Below are 19,503 nucleotides of genomic sequence, written 5' to 3'. Positions count from 1 at the left end.
TTGCATAGTTGATTAATCATTATAAGTCCAACCAGGGTTTTGTGTTAAATTTTTATTGCGCTTAAGCTCTGTATGACTAATTGGCCAAAACCACATTTTATCCGCAAAGGTCGTTTTCAATGTCCAGATTGCGACGGGTTGATAAAAAAGATCGCGTTCCTTTTCATTCATTAGTACATTACAGCCGTAAACGGGCAGGGCCTCTTCCACTGGGGCGTCCATCCAGCGACGTAAATCGTAATAACGTTGCCCCTCGCCCATCAGCTCAATAAAACGTTCACGCTTTATTTTACTACGCAATTCATTCTTATTTCCATATACACTCGCCGAATAATCAGGAACTCCACCTCTAATGCGAACGGGCCGAATACCTTTTTTAATTTCAGCGACATCACGACTTATCGTATAACTTCCACCACGCCAAGACGGAATCGTAAAAGAGCCACTTAATTCATTTAATGCTTCGGCATACATCAGTAATATATCGGCATAACGAATAGCGGGTTCTGCCTTTGGGACGACACGTGATCCGACCCCCCCTTCATAGGTATCACTGGGGTGAACAAACTTTTTAACACCAAAACCCGTACGCAACCAATATCCATTGGCAGAGTTAAAGCCATTACCTTTTGGGTCTGCACTATAATAAAAGATCTGTTTATTTCGATTTTCCTCTTTTGTCTCATTCAGCAAGGTCCAGAAACTTCCGCTATAGGCCACTGAAGCATAAAATCTCGGCTCACGATTCGCATATTGTAAAGAAACTCCGGCACGTAATGGCCTGTATTTTTTCGCATTATAATCGTCCTGACTGACGTAACCAGCCACTCTACTTGAACCATTCCCACGCCCAATCTCCTTATCCTTTCCGGGTACATCCGTCCCATCATTCATGTAATAGGCGTCGACCAGTTTCTGTGTCAGTCCATGTGTATTCCATCCTGTTGCAGAGCGTGGTAATTGATGAATAACCATTTGGTCAATTCCTTCATTGGGCTGATTACTACCCCGTGTAAATATAAGTTCAGGATTACCGGAGGCAGATAAAGTTCCGTCAAAGACCTGTGCGTATGATTTTGCTGGATCAATATTTGCCCATCCTTCAGGCCAGTTTTTACTTGAAAAATCATGATCCTCAGGTGGTTTGACTGTTGCATCATCCCCTGTTTCCTGAAAGGGTGCTGTATAAAGTTTGTATACTCCCAATTCGATCACATCTCGGGCAGCAGCAGCAGCCTTCGCCCATTTCTCTTCGTTAAAGTCGACAGACAACAATCGTTTTCCTTTTTTGTCTACCAATAGTGCTGCATAGCCGGAATTATTACCATTGGCTAACGGACTTGCAGCATAGAGCAGTACTTTAGCACGTGCTGCCAATGCAGCACCAACAGTTGGCCGAGCCGAACCGTCCTGCCCGCGCTTCATACCTAAGGATTCCATTTCTTTAGCAGCCTGTACCAACTCATCACTTATATAAGTTGCACATTCCTCATAGGTGCTTCGGGGAATTGCCAGATCGTCATAACTATCGGTGTAATCCAGCCCTTCGTCCGGCAATAATGGAATCGGGCCGTATTTACGGAGCAATAACCAGTAAAGATAAGCTCTTGCGAAACGTGCTTGTCCGCGATAATCTGCAATTTCAGTTGCAGACATTTCGGTGTTCATATAGATGTTCTGAATAAAAGTCGAGGCATTACGAATGCCAAAGTAGCATTGCGTCCATGTACCTTGTTTATCTGCTTCAGTATATTCTCCCATCTTGAACATATTATAGGACAACTCATTTTTCGATGGATCGTATACTTTATCTCGGTCACCATAGTACATATCATCCGCAAAACAATGCGGCGTCAAGCCTTTACTCGCTACATCCGCATTCTCACCAACAAATTGCTGAAATACTTCGGCCAACCATTGCTCCGAGTACACCTTACTTTTAAATGTCTTCTCTATGGTAAGACGATCCTTAAAATATTGATCGGACTTTAAGTAATCTTTTTTGCAGGCTGAGAATATACCTATTCCCAATACAAGCATCACGGCTATGTTTAGTTTCTTTCTTTGCATCTTAATAAGTTTTATAGGTTGACATTGACGCCAAACGTGAACGATTTAGGCAAGGGATAATCTTCTCCTCGTGGTGATGCAAGCTCAGGATCCCAAAGCTTGAATTTCGACCAGGTTAGCAGGTTACTTCCAACCAAGAAAATACGAATGCTATTGGTTTTGATTCGGTTAGTAAGTTCTTTTGGTAAGGTGTAACCTATATCCAATGTCTTGAGACGGATATATTGGCCATTACGTAACCAAAAAGTTGACTCTCTAAAATTATTCGGATTCTCACCATAACTCAATCGGGGATAAGAGGCATTGGGATTTTCTGTTGACGGGTCACCAGATATATCTGCAGATATCCAACGGTTATCTCCCATTACGCCCTTCAACACTTGCCCCCATTCCCCCTCACTAAACGCATATACTGTCTTGCCATAGGTAAAGAACGTGGATTTCCCGGCGCCCTGGAAGTGAACGCTGATATCCAAACTCTTCCAGCTCACTGATGTTCCGATACCATAAACAAGATTTGGCCGACGTGTAGCTCCGATCGCTACGCGGTCACCGTCATCTACGATACCATCACCGTTGACATCTTTATATTTAATATCTCCAGGCTGATAAGTTCCGAATACTTGTTTCGGACTATTCCGTATATCATCATAGTCTTTAAATAATCCCAATGCTATAAGTCCCTTCGCCTGATCCACCCGATAGCCTTTCTGATTTTGATAACCGTATACATTATTTTCTTCATCAATCTCTGTGATCGTATTCTTACTGAACGTAACATTGCTGCGTGCAGTCACATTCACTTCGCCAATCTTTTGTCTATATTCAAGACGCCCATCAAAACCTTCAGATTTTACAGCCCCCACATTTGCACTTGGCACACTCCTAAGTCCAACCATGACCGGCAGATAATTCCTTGCCATATAGATCCCCGTCCGTTCCTCATTGAAGAAGTCCAAATTCGCAACAATCTTATCTTTAAGCAGGGCGACATCAAAGCCTAGATTTCTTTTTGTGGCCATCTCCCAGGTAACATTTGGCGAAGCGACCTGGGTATACTGCATGCCAGTGAAGTAACGGTTAGATCCATAGTCCGCCCATTGATAACCATTATTTGCGATCTCCCCGATGGTATATAGGTAAGGGAATCTCACACCACCAGCCAACTGATCATTACCGACCCTTCCCCAGGAATAGCGAACCTTGAACATGTTCAACCAGGAGACATTATTTTTTACAAAAGGCTCTTCTCCAATGTTCCAGGCCGCCGAAAACGCCGGAAAAAATCCATATTGTTTGCCTGGGGCAAAGTTTTCTGAGCCATTATACCCAAAGTTAAAATCAGCTATATAGCGTGACTTCCAATTATAGGTCAGTCTCCCCGCAAGACCTTGGTTTCTTCTTGCGATTCCATTTTTGATATCATCGCCAAGATTGACCGTCCGAATAAGAGCATCACGCGTAAAACGGGCCACTGCACCAATATTATGATTTCCTATACTGCGGTCATAATTGAACATCATGTCATAAAATTCGCGACGTTCTCCGCTGGCAGTACTGGACTGATACAATTCGTGCGGATCGGAAATATGGGTAAACACTAGATTTCCATTTTCGTCCCGAGCACGCTCTGCCCGCCACTGTTCAGGCCATTTACGACGAGAAATACTATTATCATTGTTTGTATCATAACCAATAATTCCCCTAAACCGTAATCCTTTGGTTATAAAATCAAAATTTTGCTCAATAGAAATGTTCGTCTGTATCTTGTTTTGCCAATTCTCATTATACCCAGTTTGTGTTGCGACCACCCAAGGGTTTGTCTGATTTCCTGTTCCAATTGCTGGAACATAACCATTTGAATACATGACAGGTGTACGAATTGGAGAATAGCCAAATAATACACCCCAGAAATCATTATCTCCCAAGCCCGGGCTATTCCTTTTATTGAGGGACCCTGCAACGCCAATTTTCAGAACTGTGCTTTTGGTCACGTTAATATCTGTGTTCAACCGGTAGTTATATCTTTTGTAATTTGCATTCGTATTGTAATCATTCCGCAATGTTTCATCCGTCTTGTACATTCCGCCCTCATCGATATAACTTCCAGACAAAAAATAACGTGCGGTAGATCCGCCGCCGGTCATATTCAGATTGGCACGGTAGGTCATCGCCCCATCTTTGAGCAACAGATCTTTCCAATTGACATTAGGATAAAGATCTGGATCTAGTCCCAATCGTAATATTTCTAATTCCTCAGGTTGATAGATGGGTGCGAAATTGCGGGTAATGCGCGCTTCGTTCAAGAGATTGGCATACGTAACACCATCTTCAAATTCAGGCGTAATGGTACGCGCGTTATAGATATTCTCATCTTTGAAATTGATATTAATCTTCCCGTCTTTACCACGCTTTGTGGTAATTAATATAACACCATTAGCTCCTCGAGAACCATAGATTGCGGTAACTGCAGCATCCTTTAACACCGTAAAAGTCTCTATATCTTCAATATTTATGTCATTAATATCACGTTCGATATTGTCCACCAATATCAGTGCAGAAGAGCCGCCACCAAATGTGGATATCCCTCGAATCCAGAATTCAGAAATATTTTTTCCAGGTTGGCCCGACTGTCCCATCGCAAATACCCCCGGCACGTTACCTGCCAATGCATTCGATAAACTAGAAGTCGGATTTCCTTTCATGGTGTTTACATCAACACTGCTCGTTGCCGCTGTCGATGTGAGTCTTTTTTGTGTACCGGTTCCTGTTACGACAACCTCTTCGAGCACACTAGTCTCTGATTCTTTTAACGTCACATTGATAACATGACCATCCTTTATTAATATTTCTTGTTTTACATAACCTACAGAAGAGAACACGAGGGTCTTGTAACGTTCTACTTTTATCTTAAAGTTACCCTTATTATCCGTTGTCGTCCCAAGTCCGGGAGCATCCTTTATGGAAATGCTGACACCAACAACAGGCTCCTTTTTAGCATCAGAAACGACACCTGTTACTTCTAGAATATCCTGTGCAAAGACGCCTAAAGTGCCACACAGAAGTAACAAACATGTTAGTAATATTTTATTCATCATCTTTCTCAGATTAATCTTGGTTATTTTCATCCATTTCTTCTAATGCTATTTTGCGGATTCGTCTATTCTCGCGATCGCCAATATAAAAAGCCCCTTCTTTCTCATTGTAGGCAATACCCGACGGACGGTCAAATCTTGCTTCCTCTCTCAAGTCACCATTGACATAACCATATGGATTTGAATTTAAGCTTGAACTGCCACGACCAGCAAAAGTAGTTACCGCCCCTTCCGGTGTAAGTACTCGGATGGCATGATTCATAAGGTCCGTAAAATAAAAGTCATACTGATCTGGCTTACCTGCTTCTACATAGGCTTGATTTTTCACAAATACTCCTTGGTAAGGCTGATTGACACGAGCGGATGAACCGACACCATCCTTGTATCCCGACTCCCTGACTTTTCCACAAACAAGATAAGGCTGGTTAAAACGTTTCTTTTCCCAATTGTAATCGGCACGCATAATATAGCCTTGGTTAATAACCAAAATATAAGCGTAATTTCCACTTGGATGAATCAATGCTCGGTATTCCCATTCCGGATCCTGAATGACATATAGAAACTCTGCCTTAGTCGTTTTATCGGTGAAATATTGATTCAGGTCGAAACGGTAAAACTCTCCTTTCGCATAGCTATTAAAGTACATTTCGCCATTGACCGGATGGACAGATGCGCCATTACATTGCTTACTTCTTGTCAATACCTCTTTATCCAAAAAGTTCCTGGCACGCGAAAAAAGCAGAGTAGATTCATCATTTTCTCCACCACGATCCTGGGCCACAATCATGTAGTTACCATCTAAAGAAAAATCAACGCTACGTGGACGAGAAAAATCCGAACGCTTTTTAGTAATTGTACTATCCTCAAAATTAACGAGATAAAGTCCATTGTTATCATCGAAGGTTACCCACAGGTGCTTCGGATTTAATGGATCAAACTTCATAAAAGAAGAAAGCCAAAAACCACTTGCCATCTGATTTTGATCCGCGTCTTTAAACTTCCCATCTTTCCACGGTTCATCGCCGCGAGCATTTCTATAACCTGCCAAAGTTGATACAACAAGTTTACGCTCATAATCAAAATTTGACTCGGCCTTTCCGATGACAGGTCTCGCCTCCTCACCAACGCGTACTTCGATGTCACCTCTGAAAGCCTGTTTTGGCACGAGACAGTAAAGAGACTCCCCCAAAGCATTAATAACGACAGCCTTTTTCCCTCCAATAAAAACAGCTACATTTTTTGGATCATTTCCAAAGTTTTTACCATAGATTATGAGTCGCTGTCCCATTCCTCCGGATTTTGGAGTGAAGTCCGAGACAACAACCGGTTTGGACGGATCAAAGGGCACACCTTCTGAAATACTGCCAAGATTGTCATTCTTACAGCTTCCAAAACTCAAAATAAGCACCATAATGGGCCAAATCATCCGATTTAGAAACCAACTATTAGTCGCTATTTGTTTAGTTTTCATAAGTTTTTTTTAATAGGTTAGAATTTATTCTATAAACATTACTATATCGTCGCAATGAATACCAGATTCTTTGATCTTCTGATACATCCATTAAAATTTCGTCAGCATAACAGCTATTTTAGAGGGTATTTTTAGGACGAACGGATTGAGGCCCGCCTCATCATTGAGCGAACGCTTAGTTTTAATTTCCACATAATTGGTTACTTTTATATAAAGCTAAATGGTATTAGCTTTCTTAAGCTAAAAAAAGACTCTAGGACAATCGCTTCAAAGTCTTCCGGTTTTTAAAATTACTTTTCTACTAATTTTCTATTTTATACACACAATAGATTATTGACCTTATCAGCTCCCATTCCAACGTTCTACATTATTTTTCTTTCACAAAGAAAATGGATGAATGATTTCTGATTTGAATTTCTAAATGCTTCTCTAAGGTTTTCTTTCTATAATTGATTACTCAAATTTAGGGATTGTAAAGATGCTGATACTATATAATTTTCTCAATAATGTGCTTATTTGTATCAACAAAGTGATGCTATTAACCTGTGTATTTTCCAAATACTCAGCAAATCATTCCAAACCCTCAATCATATTCTCAGTTTCAATATATTTTGAGCATTTTCGATTTATAAACTATAAATAATGAAAAGGCTATTCTTAATATTTTTATTAATTCAAATTTTCAGAACTTCAGCACAAGACCCACAAGGCAATGACTATTATTTTGGAGAAAATTTTCATTTTAATGGCTATTCTACAGATAAACGGATGATGGTAAGAAGTGATATCGTCTTTGTAAAATCTGACAAATATATATCGCATATCTTCGAGGACTTTGACAACAATAAAACATTGCCGGGCAAGGGCTTAAGGCAAATACCTAATTCACCGATTCTTTTAGGTATAAAACTAAATCCGAAGCTCAAAAACTTTATCTCGCCTAAGGTTCAAAACCTATCTAAGACCTATCATAGCTATTTTATACCGGACAGTTCTGATGCTATAATCATAGCTATGGGTATCAATAAAAATAATTATAAGGATTTTCTTTATCGAGTTGTCGAAAATGATAGCATCGAACTCACACCTTGGGCCCCTATCCCCACACTTTCTATGAAATATGGCGCCAAAGTCCCTTTTGGTGCAATTGGCACGTTCAATTATCCTGGAAAGTTAATTTTAGTTGAGGTCAGACACAGAAAAATTTACGGCATTAGAGACGGATACATCTTGGATTGGCGGAAAAATAAACGCCCTATACTCGAGCAAATCATCGCTCGTGGGCCGAGTGAATATGGTTATTTTAATCTACTAGATCGATCATCTAATAAAGGTTATGTGCACCAATACGACGAATATACTGGCGCGCCCTTAGATCTTACTTTCAATAAAGACAGCGTCACTTCGCTAAATCTCGAATTTGAGAACCATGCTACAACTCCTTATTCTGTCCAATTGATCAAAAAGATAAAAAATAGCGCTGACACCATTCAGCTTGAATGGTGGACACAAGCTAAAAAATTTGAAGTTTCCAATAAATATCTGAATGAAATAGGGGAATACGAATTGCTGATCCATAAAACAGGAGACATTAATACCTACGATACCAATGAGATTCTGAGAATACCTTATCATATTGTACAACCTCCACAACAATTTTCCTCCATGCTCTGGCCCATCTTATGGCCAACAACTCTCATTAGCCTAATAATCATTATTATTGCTTTTTTTACACTTCGACATAGAACGCGTAAACGTCTCGTAAAGGTTGAGCAAAAACGGCAAACGCTTACTCTTCAAATCAAAAATATACAATCTCAATTAAATCCTCATTTTATGTTTAACGCCATTAACTCTATACAGAACTTAATCCAAAAGAAGGACTTCAAAGGTACCCATCATTACCTGACTAAATTCTCTTCATTAACAAGGGCCACTTTAGAGAATGCAGAAAAAGAAATGAATACACTCAGCGAAGAGCTCCAAATATTAGATGATTACTTACAAATGGAACAATTGAGATTTGGATTCCAGTATGACATAGTGAATAATTTAAAAATCCATAATGATTTGATTGACATTCCAAACATATTACTTCAGCCAATTGTGGAAAATGCTGTAAAACATGGCATTTCAACGCTAGGTTCTCAGGGAAAAATTGTGGTCACAATCGACCAACAAGGACATGATCTCGTACTCGGTGTAGCTGACAACGGAGCGAAATTTAATACGAAGACTGTCGAGTCCACGGGTGGGTATGGCCTAAGATTAACCAAGGAACGATTGGCTCTTTTAGAACAGCTTTATCCAGAAAACTCCTTCCAAATACAAATCACAACAAGTTCAAGCATTACAGAAATCTGTATTGTCATTTCCCATTGGATAGCTAACATATAATACGATGATCGACTATATAATTGTAGATGATGAGATCAACAACATCGAAATATTAAAAAGATACTTAGATAAATTTGGGAGTACTTTACGTTTAGTAGGCACCGCTATACACGTTGAAGAGGCAACTGTTTTGATTAATAATCAAAAACCCGAATTGGTTTTTCTTGATATCCAAATGCCAGATAAAAATGGTTTTGATTTATTACAAGCGCTAGAGAACAGAGATTTCGAAGTTATTTTCGTCACAGCATATGACAGATTTGGTATTCAGGCGATTAAATTTTCAGCATTAGATTATCTCTTAAAGCCACTCAATTTTGCGGAGCTAGAAACTGCGTTAGAGAAAGCTATATCGAAAATTAAATTAAAAAAATACAATTTAAGTCTAGAAAACCTAATTCAAAATCTTACGAACAAACAGCGAAAGACCCACAAAATAGCCCTGCCGACAGGGAGAGAAACGCTATATGTATCTATTTCGGATATCATCCGCTGTCAGGCAGACAATAATTACACAGAAATATATCTTACTGGCCGTAGACCGATCATTATCAGTAAAACACTTAAAGAATATGATGATATGCTCCATGCATACGGTTTTATCCGCACACATCAAAGCCATCTTATTAATTCAGAACATGTTTTATCGATCAACAAGCGACAATCAGCCTATATTTTAATGAAAGATCATTCAATAGTGCCTATCGCAAGACAAAAGAAGGAATCTGTATTTAAAATTTTAAGTAAATCAAAAACGAATTATGAAAATTAATCTATTTTATCTCCTCATTTTTATTATCCCTTTAAATACCTTAGGGCAAACCAAGTCAGATGATTTTCCAATAACGACCCCTAATTATAGTCAACACTCTTTGAAAAAATCATACCCCCAAATTAAGGGACGCGTACTCAATGGTTCGACTAATGACCTACAGGATATAATGATCAAGTACAGTCTTGTCAACATCGGAAATCCAATGCAATCTTCCTATAACATCAAACTAGATCAAGATGGATCTTTTCTTATTACATTATCGGATAAACTTCCAAATCGTCAGATCTGGTTTACATTTGGTGATTATGTATATACCTGTCTCTATAGTGATGAATACCTTGAAATCACTTTTGATCTAGATAAATTAAAGAAAAAATCTGTCTATATGACAGGTGATGGAGTAAAATTCAGTGGAAAAGATGGTGATAAAAACCGGATTATGAATGAGTATATCCTTTTCAATAAAAGATATAATGAAAATTTTTCCGACAAAATAAGTTCAATCGCTACTGAAGATAATAACTATATAGCGAAATTAGACAGCATTTTTGCCATTCAACAACAAATCAATAAGAAATTTTATGCGAAATTTAGCAACACTTATCAAACATTGATTGAGGGGGAAACAAAATCAATCTATTATGCGAAGAAGCTTAAATATCTATTTCGAAATTCAATACAAGTAGACACAATCAGTGAATTGCTCACTCCCGTCTATTCCATATCAAATAATTCGCATGAATACTTCCAGTTTCTGAATTATTACATGCAAGTTGTAGGTTTTAAAAAAACAAAGAAAAAATTTAGTTTCATAAATGTAGCGTTATATTACGACGAAGTGCTTCCCTCCTTTTATGCAGATCTGCTAAAATTACAATTTGAAGATAGAGATATCAAAGAGCAATGTAAGCTCTATAAAGAATTAAGACCGACACTACATACTAGTTGGTCCAAAGATTATTTAGATTCACAAATTAAGGCGTTAACAAGAAAGATCGCTCAAATTGATTCTATCAGTGCTGCATCAGCGGTTATTCAACCTGAGGATTCAACTTTGGGAAAACTAATTATAAAGACGAGCTCTGGTAGCACTCTTTATATTGACCAACATAAGTCTGGTGAGGATCTTCTTAAAACGTTAAAGTCTGTCTTCGCAGGAAAGCTGGTTATCATTGATCTATGGGCGACTTGGTGTATTCCCTGCATCCAGGCTATGCCCTATAGTAAAAAATTACATGCTGAATCACAAGTCGCCGAATTACCAATTGAATTTGTATATCTCTGTACCTCCTCGGGATCAAACGAACAAAAATGGCAAAATAAAGTATTGGAATTAAATCAGCCGGGCACACATCTTTTTGTTGATTCAAAAGTTTTGACTGAGATCATGAATATCTTCGAGAAAGGAGGGTTCCCTTCATATATCCTACTTAATCCCAATGGTGAATATGACTACAAGTCACTTTCGAGCATGCAGGGATTGAGCTTGGATATGCTAAAGCAAAAGCTCTTATAGGTTAAGCGCCAGTATATATCAAAAACAAAAAAACCTGCAAATATTTGCAGGTTTTATCTTTTGTAGCCCGTAGGGGAATCGAACCCCTGTTTCAAGAATGAAAATCTTGCGTCCTAACCCCTAGACGAACGGGCCTTTTTATGCAACTCCAATAACATTGTTGTTTTTGGAGTTGCAAATATAGACCTTAAAATCAGTATTCCAAAAATAATTTTAAATATTTTTTAAATAAGGTCGAAACCGATATCTCTTCTGAAGTATTTACCTTCAAAATATATCCTTCCGGCATCTGCAGTTGCCTGCTGAAGGGCTTCAAACAGCGAATCTTGCAATGTGGTAACAGCAATTACACGTCCCCCTGCAGTAACAATCTTACCATCCACCTCCCTCGTACCTGCTTGAAATACGATCGATTCTTTGACATTTTCAATATTGACGATCTCTTTTCCCGACTCATAATCTCCAGGATAACCTCCCGCAACCAACATAACCGTTACAGCAGTTTTAGGAGATACCGTATAAGAACGTTGATCCAAATTGCCTTGTGCCACCCCCTCCAGTAAATCCAATAGATCCGATTCTATACGCGGCAAAACGGACTCAGTCTCTGGATCCCCCATACGAACATTATACTCGATGACATAGGGTTCCCCTTCCACATTCATCAGACCGATAAAAATAAATCCTTTATACGGAATACCATCTTTTTTAAGTCCTTCAACTGTCGGTCTGATAATACGTTCTTCCACTTTATTCAAAAATGTCTCATCGGCAAAAGGAACCGGAGATATCGATCCCATGCCTCCCGTGTTTAAGCCTGTATCACCTTCCCCGATGCGTTTATAATCTTTTGCAGAAGGAAGCACTTTATATGAATTCCCATCTGTCAAAACAAAAACAGACAATTCAATTCCCTTTAAAAATTCTTCAACAACCACCACCCGGCTAGCTTCTCCAAACTTTGAATCTGCGATCATCGCTTTTAGCTCAGCTTTAGCATCCTCAAGAGTCTCACAGATCAATACTCCTTTGCCTGCGGCTAAACCATCAGCTTTAAGCACAATCGGCAATTTTTGCGTTTCAAGGTAAGCCAATCCATCTTCCAATGATGTTGCATCAAACGATCTTGAAGCGGCAGTAGGTACGCCATGGCGATCCATAAATTGCTTTGAAAAATCTTTTGAGCCCTCCAATTGAGCCCCTTCCTGTTGTGGCCCTATTACCGGGATATTTTTTAAATCTTCCCGATTTAAAAAATAATCATGAATACCTTTTACCAAAGGTTCTTCGGGACCGACGAGCACCATTTGCACGTTATTCTCCAAAACGAAGGAAGCAATAGCAGCAAAGTCGGTCACTTTAATATTTATATTCTGACCATACGCACCTGTTCCAGCATTTCCTGGAGCAATAAACAATTGGTCTAAACGTGGACTTTTCGACAACTTATAGGCGAAGGCGGATTCACGACCTCCTGAACCGATTATTAGGATATTCATAACACAAAGATATTTTTTTTATGCTAATTTTAAGGCATCAGATCGTTTAAAATGAGACTAATATTTTGATTTATAAATTGATTAAAGGAAAAATATTTTCTAATTTTCATAAAACATTAGTCATATGTACGCTAAATTACTGCTGTTAGTAAATTGCTTGCTATTCGCTTTCCTGGCGTCGGCCCAGATCGATCAGACCTTGCAGAAACTGGATACTTACCATGAACAGCACATCAAGGAAAAGATTTATCTCCATTTGGACAAAAATGATTATTCGGCTGGAGAAACCATCTGGTTTAAACTATACTGTACCACCGCCCCATTTAATTATTTGAGCAACATCAGTAAAATTGCTAATGTAGAATTGATTTCTCCAACCAATAAGATCATTAAAAGTATCAAAATTCCAATTACACTCGGTCTAAGTATGGGCGACTTCAGTCTGCCCGACACCTTGGAAGAAGGCTCCTACCGCGTTAGATCATTTACCCGATGGATGCAAAATGACTCAATAGCCAATTTCTACGAACGCGTCGTTCCCATTACCAATGGTCGATCTGATCATATCATCACGAGAAGTGAACTGATCAAAAACGGAACAGAAAACATGTTCCAGGTTAATCTCAAAACGATACAGGGAGCTCCGCTGATTAATAACAACATCAGTTATACCCTACAACCGAACAACAATAAAGAGAAATCCGGCCGATTAAAATCGAATGATAATGGAACAATAGCGCTGGAATTGAAAGATGAGTTTAAAGGCGGGACGCTGTCTTTACAATTTCTTTCGCTGGATAAAAGACGTATTTTAAAAAGTTTTGTCATCCCGGATCCAAACAATCAAAATAGCATCCAGATTTTCCCGGAAAGTGGCGAACTGGTCAACAATATATTATGTAAAACGGGGTTCAAAATCCTTGCTCCTAACGGTTTGGGAAAAAAAGCAAAAATAACCATAGTAGAAGAAAACCAGACAACTGTTGCAGATTTTGAAACAAATTCACTGGGAATGGGAAGTATCCCGCTCGTCTTACAGACGGAAAAAAAATACGTCGCCACAGCCCTTTTCGAAGATGGATCGTCAACAAGTGCCTCTTTACCGCCTGTACGAAATTCCGGATATGTTCTAACGGTAAATTCGGTACTAAAAGATAAGATTGCAGCACAACTTTCCGCTACTGCAGACCTGGTCAATGGCAAAGATATTTATCTAGTCGCCCAATACAATGGCCTTGTTCTTCATGCCGCTAAGCAAAAACTAAATGGAACGGACATTTTATTCAATATCCCCAAAAAAAACCTGCCATCCGGAGTTTTACAGTTATCCGTCTTAACAGACCAAATGATTCCTATTGTGGAAAGACTGATGTTTAACTACAATACGACATCGACTTTACTTCCAGTATCCGTAGAACTCAACAAACCCAGCTTCACAACACGTGATAAAGTGATCGCAGATCTTTCCGTTAACTATGAAGAGAGTGACACCACGAGGTTTGCAGCGCTCTCTGCATCTGTGGTAAACCTTAGCAAGGTTGATTCTGCAACAGATCGCTATTATTCATCTATTGTCTCGGAGCTTCTATTGAAATCTGATCTTCGCGGCTTTATTGAACGTCCCAATTATTATTTTGAGGATTTAACGAACATCAAGCTGACAGAACTGGACAATCTCATGCTTATCCAAGGTTGGCGCAAGTTGGACTGGAAGAATTATACAAGTACAGCAACCGCTGCGTTCCTTCCTGAAAAAGGACTTACCATAGCTGGGACCATCAAGAAAACGGCCCGAAAAGCCGTAGTTCCAAATGCCAAAGTAACAATTATACCGACGAGCAACATGTTGCTGAGTATAGATACGCTGGCCGATAATAATGGCCGATTTTCATTTGACGAACTTTTATTTGCAGACAGCGTCAAGTTTATTGTGACAGGTGATGGCCCTAAAGAGAAAAAAAGAGTTGACATTGTTATCGACAACCCGCTCAACCCTACAACAACTACGAGTAAAGATCAACCCTTATTGCTTAACGACATCAATACCAACTTACTAACACAACTGAAAAATAGTCAACAGTTTCTTAGCGAATTGGAAGCCGCGGGCATAATTCAGAAGAGCATTCGATTGGAAGAGGTACAGGTCAATCGGGTAAGAACAAATAAAGCTGACAAGAACTCCAGAAACCTCAATGGGCCGGGAAATGCCGATCAAGTCATTTCAGCCGAAGACCTTTCCTCCTGTACGACACTGGAGCAATGTCTCGCGGGTCGATTAGTTGGTGTTATGTTCCGAAATGGTGTCCCTTACAGCACAAGATCCATGGGATTAAATGGCGGGAGTCCCATGCAAATTGTCCTTGATGGGATGTATATTGAGCCCGAACAAATTGATATGATCAATGTCGCCGATATTTCTAGTATTGAGGTCCTTCGCAGTGCAGGCAACACGGCCATATACGGAAGCTACGGGGGCAACGGTGTTATCGTGATTACCAGTAAATCGGGAGATGCCATCTCCTCATCTTATACCCCCACAGGCATTGTAACCATCACGCCAAAAGGGCTATACGTACCCCGAACCTTTTTCAAACCTCAATACGATGCAACAATCCAAAATAAGCTTACACGCGACCTAAGGACAACAATCGCCTGGGAACCCAATCTAATCACGCCAAAAGATGGGAAAACACATTTCGAATTCTTCACTTCTGACGAACCCGGGACTTACAAACTAACCGTTGAGGGAATAAGCATGGATGGCAAAATTGCTCATCTTGAATATTTAATAGCGGTAAAACCACAATAGCAGTGCAAACAAATCGTTAAATTTAAAAACACGGTTATGGAACATATTAAAACCAAAATAGAAGATCATATCTTAAGTATTTTTCTCGACAGGGGAAAGTCAAATGCCATCGACACACAGCTATTGAAGGAACTGATAGACATCTTGGAATCCTCTCAACAAAATGAAGCTATTTATGGTGCAATATTGATTGGCAAGGAAAACTTCTTTAGCGCGGGACTCGATCTAATTACCTTATTCCAATATAATGAAGAACAGATTCGGGAATTCTGGAATTTATTTTTGGAAGCGACATCGCTACTAGCCGCTTTTCCAAAACCAATAGTTGCTGCAGTATCGGGTCATAGTCCCGCTGGGGGCTGCGTACTGGCGCTCTGTTGCGATTATCGGATTATGGCCGAGGGGAATTTTGTGATCGGTCTTAACGAGATTCCTGTCGGACTAATCGTCCCTGAAAGTATATTTCAACTTTATGCATTTTGGATCGGAAAACGGAATGCTTATCAGAATTTGCTCGAAGGTAAATTGCTTACTCCTGTAGAAGCTAAAGCACAGGGGCTTATAGATGACATTGTACCCGCTAATATCCTCTTCAATACCGCAACAAAAAAAATAAAACAGATCACGCAGTTCAACCAAAAGACCTGGCAGACATCCAAATTGAACTTCCGAAAGGAAATAATCCTTAAATTGCGCGAGAATAGAGAAGAGACAATCCAGCGCATCCTCGAACAATGGTGGCTTCCGTCAACGCGCTCTATTTTAAAGTCAATCATTGAAAACTTGACTTCAAAGAAGTAATATTAAACAAAATCATCATGAGAAATCTCTTTTTCTTTATTCTTATTTGTCTCACTACAAGCATGATCTCCTGCAGAAATAGTAAAAAAGAAGATAAGGCTGTAAAAATTGTACAGGATTCAATTCCTGTGGATACCCTACAAAAACGTGACACGATTGAAAAGGACGTAAAGAAAGAGAACTCCGAAACACTGGAGGAAGTATTGGAGAAACTTGCCAAGGCCTATTCAGAACAGGACGGTAAAACAATAAATACCTACATACATCCCAAACTGGGAATTTATATGATCTACCGTCCAGGCGCACTTGATTCTTATGTACACCAAAACAGTTTTAATTTTTCTAAACCTGTGCCAGAGTATCATTCTTATGAAAAGTTAACGTACAAGGGCCCTTTGAAGTCCGGAAAACTACCTATTTTTGATTGTGGTACGATGAAGTGGGATAAATCCGGATTCTATTATGATAAAAAATCCCGCCCCAATGAACTATCGCAAACGGCAAAGTTCATGAATGAAATTCTTGATGCCAAAATTAGTAATACTGAATTACAGCGACTAAGAAATATAGAATCCAGAAGTTATAGAGCCATTATGACCTCCAATGAGCATGAGGAACCCTTTGTTTTTCATGTGACAAAAGAGGGAGAAAAATGGTATATTACAGTCATAGACCGCGCTTATGCCGGATGTGACGCATAGTATTTTGTAAATTTTAACCAAACTTAACGATAATGAAAAATTTAGATAAGGACATACAAAAGAAAATCGAAGATTGGTTAACCCCAAGTTATGATGAAGGAACGCGAAAAGCAGTTCAGGATTTAATCGACAATAATGAGGAGACGGAACTTACGGATTCTTTTTACAAGGATCTCGAATTTGGAACCGGAGGTTTAAGAGGCATTATGGGTGTAGGCTCCAATCGCATGAATAAGTATACGATCGGCAAAGCAACACAAGGATTAGCCAACTATCTAAAGAAACAGTTCCCAGATCAGGAGATTAAAGTAGCGGTATCGTATGACAGCCGCAACAATTCGCAGGCTTTTGGCCAGCTGGTTGCCAACGTGTTTGCGGCCAACGGCATCAAGGTACACCTATTCACGGCATTGCGCCCGACCCCAATGCTGTCGTTCGCCATCCGCCATTTCGGCTGTCAAAGTGGTGTTATGCTAACGGCTTCACACAACCCAAAGGAATACAATGGTTATAAGGCTTATTGGAATGATGGATGCCAGCTGACGGCCCCACATGATAAAAATGTAATCGATGAAGTAAACGCAATCAATGCTGTGAACGACATTAAATTTGAAGGGAACACACACAATATCATTCCCGTCGGCGATGAAATTGATCAGCTCTATATTGACGCCAATAAAAAATTAAGTATTCACCCTGAAGCGGTACTCGCTCAAAAAAACTTGAAAATTGTTTTTTCGCCGATACATGGAACTGGAATTACTATTGTCCCTAAAATGCTGGAGGCCTGGGGATTTGAAAATGTTTCAGTCGTTGCTGAACAAGCTACACCTGATGGCAACTTTCCAACGGTAATCTATCCAAACCCCGAAGAGGAAGATGCGATGGCCTTAGCAAAGAAAAAAGGAGAAGAAATTGACGCTGATCTTGTATTGGCAACAGACCCTGATGCCGATCGTGTAGGTATTGCCGTAAAAAATAATAATGGCGAGTTCCAACTGCTCAATGGGAATCAGATCGGCAGTTTATTGGTATACTACGTCCTCAGTACAAAAAGTGAACTAAAACAACTCGGATCGAATCCATATATCGTAAAAACCATCGTCACCAGCAATTTACAAGCCGATATCGCAGATCACTATGGTGTAAAACACTATGAAACCCTTACTGGCTTCAAATATATCGGTGAATTGATTACCAATTTAGGTGATTCAGCACAATATCTTGTGGGCGGAGAAGAAAGTTATGGTTTCTTAGTAGGTGATCTCGTGCGGGACAAAGATGCGCCGAACTCCTGTGCTTTCCTAGCCGAAATGACCGCCTATTTCAAAACAAAAGGAAAAACAGTTTACGAAGTCCTATTAGATATTTACAAAGAATTTGGCTGTTATCAAGAAAAGCTCATTTCCCTAACAAAAAAGGGGAAAGCTGGTGCCGAAGAAATTCAGGCCATGATGAATGGCCTACGTCACAATCTACCAACGACACTGGGAGGAATAAAAGTCAAAGAAATCCGGGACTACCAACTTTCCCAAACCACAGATATGAGTACAGGGGAGCGAAGAGCAATCTCGTTACCAAAGTCTGATGTATTACAATTTATAACAGTAGATGGCGATGTGATCTCTGCCAGACCCTCAGGAACAGAACCCAAGATTAAATTTTACTGTTCTGTAAAAGAAAACTTAACGGATACGGCAGATTATATCAATGTGCAAACTGTTTTGGAAGAGAAGGTTGACCGTATGATGAAAGATATCGTAGGCTAATGGAAAAATGGAAACTATTATCCTCTGCATATATCTGTAAAGAGCCTTGGGCCACGCTGCGCAGAGATACTTGTGAGCTTCCGGATGGACGGATCAATGATCATTATTACGTACTGGAGTATCCCGATTGGGTAAATATGATCGGAATTACTGAGCAGAACGAGCTTTTGGTTATCAAGCAATACCGTCATGGAGCCGGCATTATTGCATTGGAGATTCCCGCAGGGACAACAGAACCCGGAGAAGATCCTAAAAATGCTGCTGTACGTGAAATGCTTGAAGAAACAGGTTATCAATTTGATCAGATTGAAGAGATCGCCACTCTTTATGCCAATCCGGCGACAAGTGGCAATATTACCTATACCTATCTGATGACAGGAGGCAAAAAAGTTCAGGAACAGGCGTTAGATGAACATGAAGAAATCGATGTCTATCGTATACCGCTTGAAGAAGCAAAAAGGATGCTACTGGACAACGAATTCAATCAGGCACTCCATGCGAGTGCGCTATTCTATGCTTTCAATAAATTAGGCTTGTTATAAAACAAGCCTAATTTTATTCTGTTTTTTTCATTCATACTTTTAATTTTCACTAGCATGC

At 39.6% G+C, this 19,503-nt stretch carries 12 protein-coding genes and 1 tRNA gene; 8 read left to right on the top strand and 5 right to left on the bottom strand.

The window, feature by feature from the left end; all coding sequences use genetic code 11:
• Window positions 1-12: 12 nt before the first annotated feature.
• The 3 genes from AAH582_RS00340 to AAH582_RS00330 are packed head-to-tail and all read right to left on the bottom strand — an operon-like array spanning window position 13 to window position 6,636.
• Complete coding sequence (locus AAH582_RS00340; protein WP_343320892.1) at window positions 13-2,070, bottom strand: RagB/SusD family nutrient uptake outer membrane protein; 2,058 nt, start codon at window positions 2,068-2,070, stop codon at window positions 13-15.
• Window positions 2,071-2,081: 11 nt separating this feature from the next.
• Window positions 2,082-5,168, bottom strand: a complete 3,087-nt coding sequence (locus AAH582_RS00335; protein WP_231585210.1) for a SusC/RagA family TonB-linked outer membrane protein — start codon at window positions 5,166-5,168, stop codon at window positions 2,082-2,084.
• 10 nt (window positions 5,169-5,178) lie between these two features.
• Window positions 5,179-6,636, bottom strand: a complete 1,458-nt coding sequence (locus AAH582_RS00330; RefSeq protein WP_343320891.1) for an IPT/TIG domain-containing protein — start codon at window positions 6,634-6,636, stop codon at window positions 5,179-5,181.
• Window positions 6,637-7,278: 642 nt separating this feature from the next.
• Between AAH582_RS00330 and AAH582_RS00325 the strand changes: the two genes are divergently transcribed.
• From AAH582_RS00325 to AAH582_RS00315, 3 genes are read left to right on the top strand one after another with little or no spacing between them, the layout of a single operon-like run.
• Window positions 7,279-9,033 carry a sensor histidine kinase gene (locus tag AAH582_RS00325; protein ID WP_343320890.1) on the top strand — a complete coding sequence of 585 codons (1,755 nt, stop codon included), beginning with the start codon at window positions 7,279-7,281 and terminating at the stop codon, window positions 9,031-9,033.
• A 4-nt stretch (window positions 9,034-9,037) separates the two neighbouring features.
• Window positions 9,038-9,805 carry a LytR/AlgR family response regulator transcription factor gene (locus tag AAH582_RS00320; RefSeq protein WP_343320889.1) on the top strand — a complete coding sequence of 256 codons (768 nt, stop codon included), beginning with the start codon at window positions 9,038-9,040 and terminating at the stop codon, window positions 9,803-9,805.
• Window positions 9,795-11,324 carry a TlpA family protein disulfide reductase gene (locus AAH582_RS00315; protein WP_343320888.1) on the top strand — a complete coding sequence of 510 codons (1,530 nt, stop codon included), beginning with the start codon at window positions 9,795-9,797 and terminating at the stop codon, window positions 11,322-11,324. The genes AAH582_RS00320 and AAH582_RS00315 overlap by 11 nt, the downstream gene beginning before the upstream one ends.
• A 63-nt stretch (window positions 11,325-11,387) precedes the next feature.
• Here AAH582_RS00315 and AAH582_RS00310 read toward each other — a convergent pair.
• Both AAH582_RS00310 and purD read right to left on the bottom strand, forming a co-directional pair.
• Window positions 11,388-11,459: transfer RNA gene (locus tag AAH582_RS00310), tRNA-Glu, on the bottom strand.
• An 89-nt stretch (window positions 11,460-11,548) separates the two neighbouring features.
• Window positions 11,549-12,823, bottom strand: coding sequence for a phosphoribosylamine--glycine ligase (purD, locus tag AAH582_RS00305; RefSeq protein ID WP_343320887.1), 1,275 nt, complete (start codon window positions 12,821-12,823; stop codon window positions 11,549-11,551).
• Between the two features lie 124 nt (window positions 12,824-12,947).
• On the opposite strand from purD, the gene AAH582_RS00300 reads away from it, so the two are divergent.
• Genes AAH582_RS00300 through AAH582_RS00280 form a run of 5 tightly spaced genes read left to right on the top strand, consistent with a single transcriptional unit; the run spans window position 12,948 to window position 19,445 of the window.
• Window positions 12,948-15,632: a carboxypeptidase-like regulatory domain-containing protein gene (locus AAH582_RS00300; RefSeq protein ID WP_343320886.1), complete on the top strand. Its 2,685-nt coding sequence runs from the start codon at window positions 12,948-12,950 to the stop codon at window positions 15,630-15,632.
• Between the two features lie 36 nt (window positions 15,633-15,668).
• Entirely contained in the window at window positions 15,669-16,433 is a 765-nt protein-coding gene (locus tag AAH582_RS00295; RefSeq protein ID WP_343320885.1) for an enoyl-CoA hydratase/isomerase family protein, read from the top strand.
• 17 nt (window positions 16,434-16,450) lie between these two features.
• The gene (locus AAH582_RS00290) at window positions 16,451-17,134 is read left to right on the top strand and encodes a hypothetical protein (RefSeq protein ID WP_156167559.1); all 684 of its coding nucleotides are present in this window, start codon (window positions 16,451-16,453) and stop codon (window positions 17,132-17,134) included.
• A 32-nt stretch (window positions 17,135-17,166) separates the two neighbouring features.
• Entirely contained in the window at window positions 17,167-18,903 is a 1,737-nt protein-coding gene (locus AAH582_RS00285; RefSeq protein WP_343320884.1) for a phospho-sugar mutase, read from the top strand.
• Window positions 18,903-19,445 (top strand): NUDIX hydrolase, encoded by a 543-nt coding sequence (locus AAH582_RS00280; RefSeq protein ID WP_046672608.1) that lies wholly within the window; start codon window positions 18,903-18,905, stop codon window positions 19,443-19,445. Before AAH582_RS00285 ends, AAH582_RS00280 begins: the two co-directional genes overlap by 1 nt.
• Window positions 19,446-19,503: the final 58 nt, after the last annotated feature.

It is taken from the genome of Sphingobacterium multivorum, from assembly GCF_039511225.1.
GTDB lineage: Bacteria > Bacteroidota > Bacteroidia > Sphingobacteriales > Sphingobacteriaceae > Sphingobacterium.
Note: the sequence above shows the minus strand (reverse complement) of the source record. Positions and strands in the feature narration are given on the sequence as shown.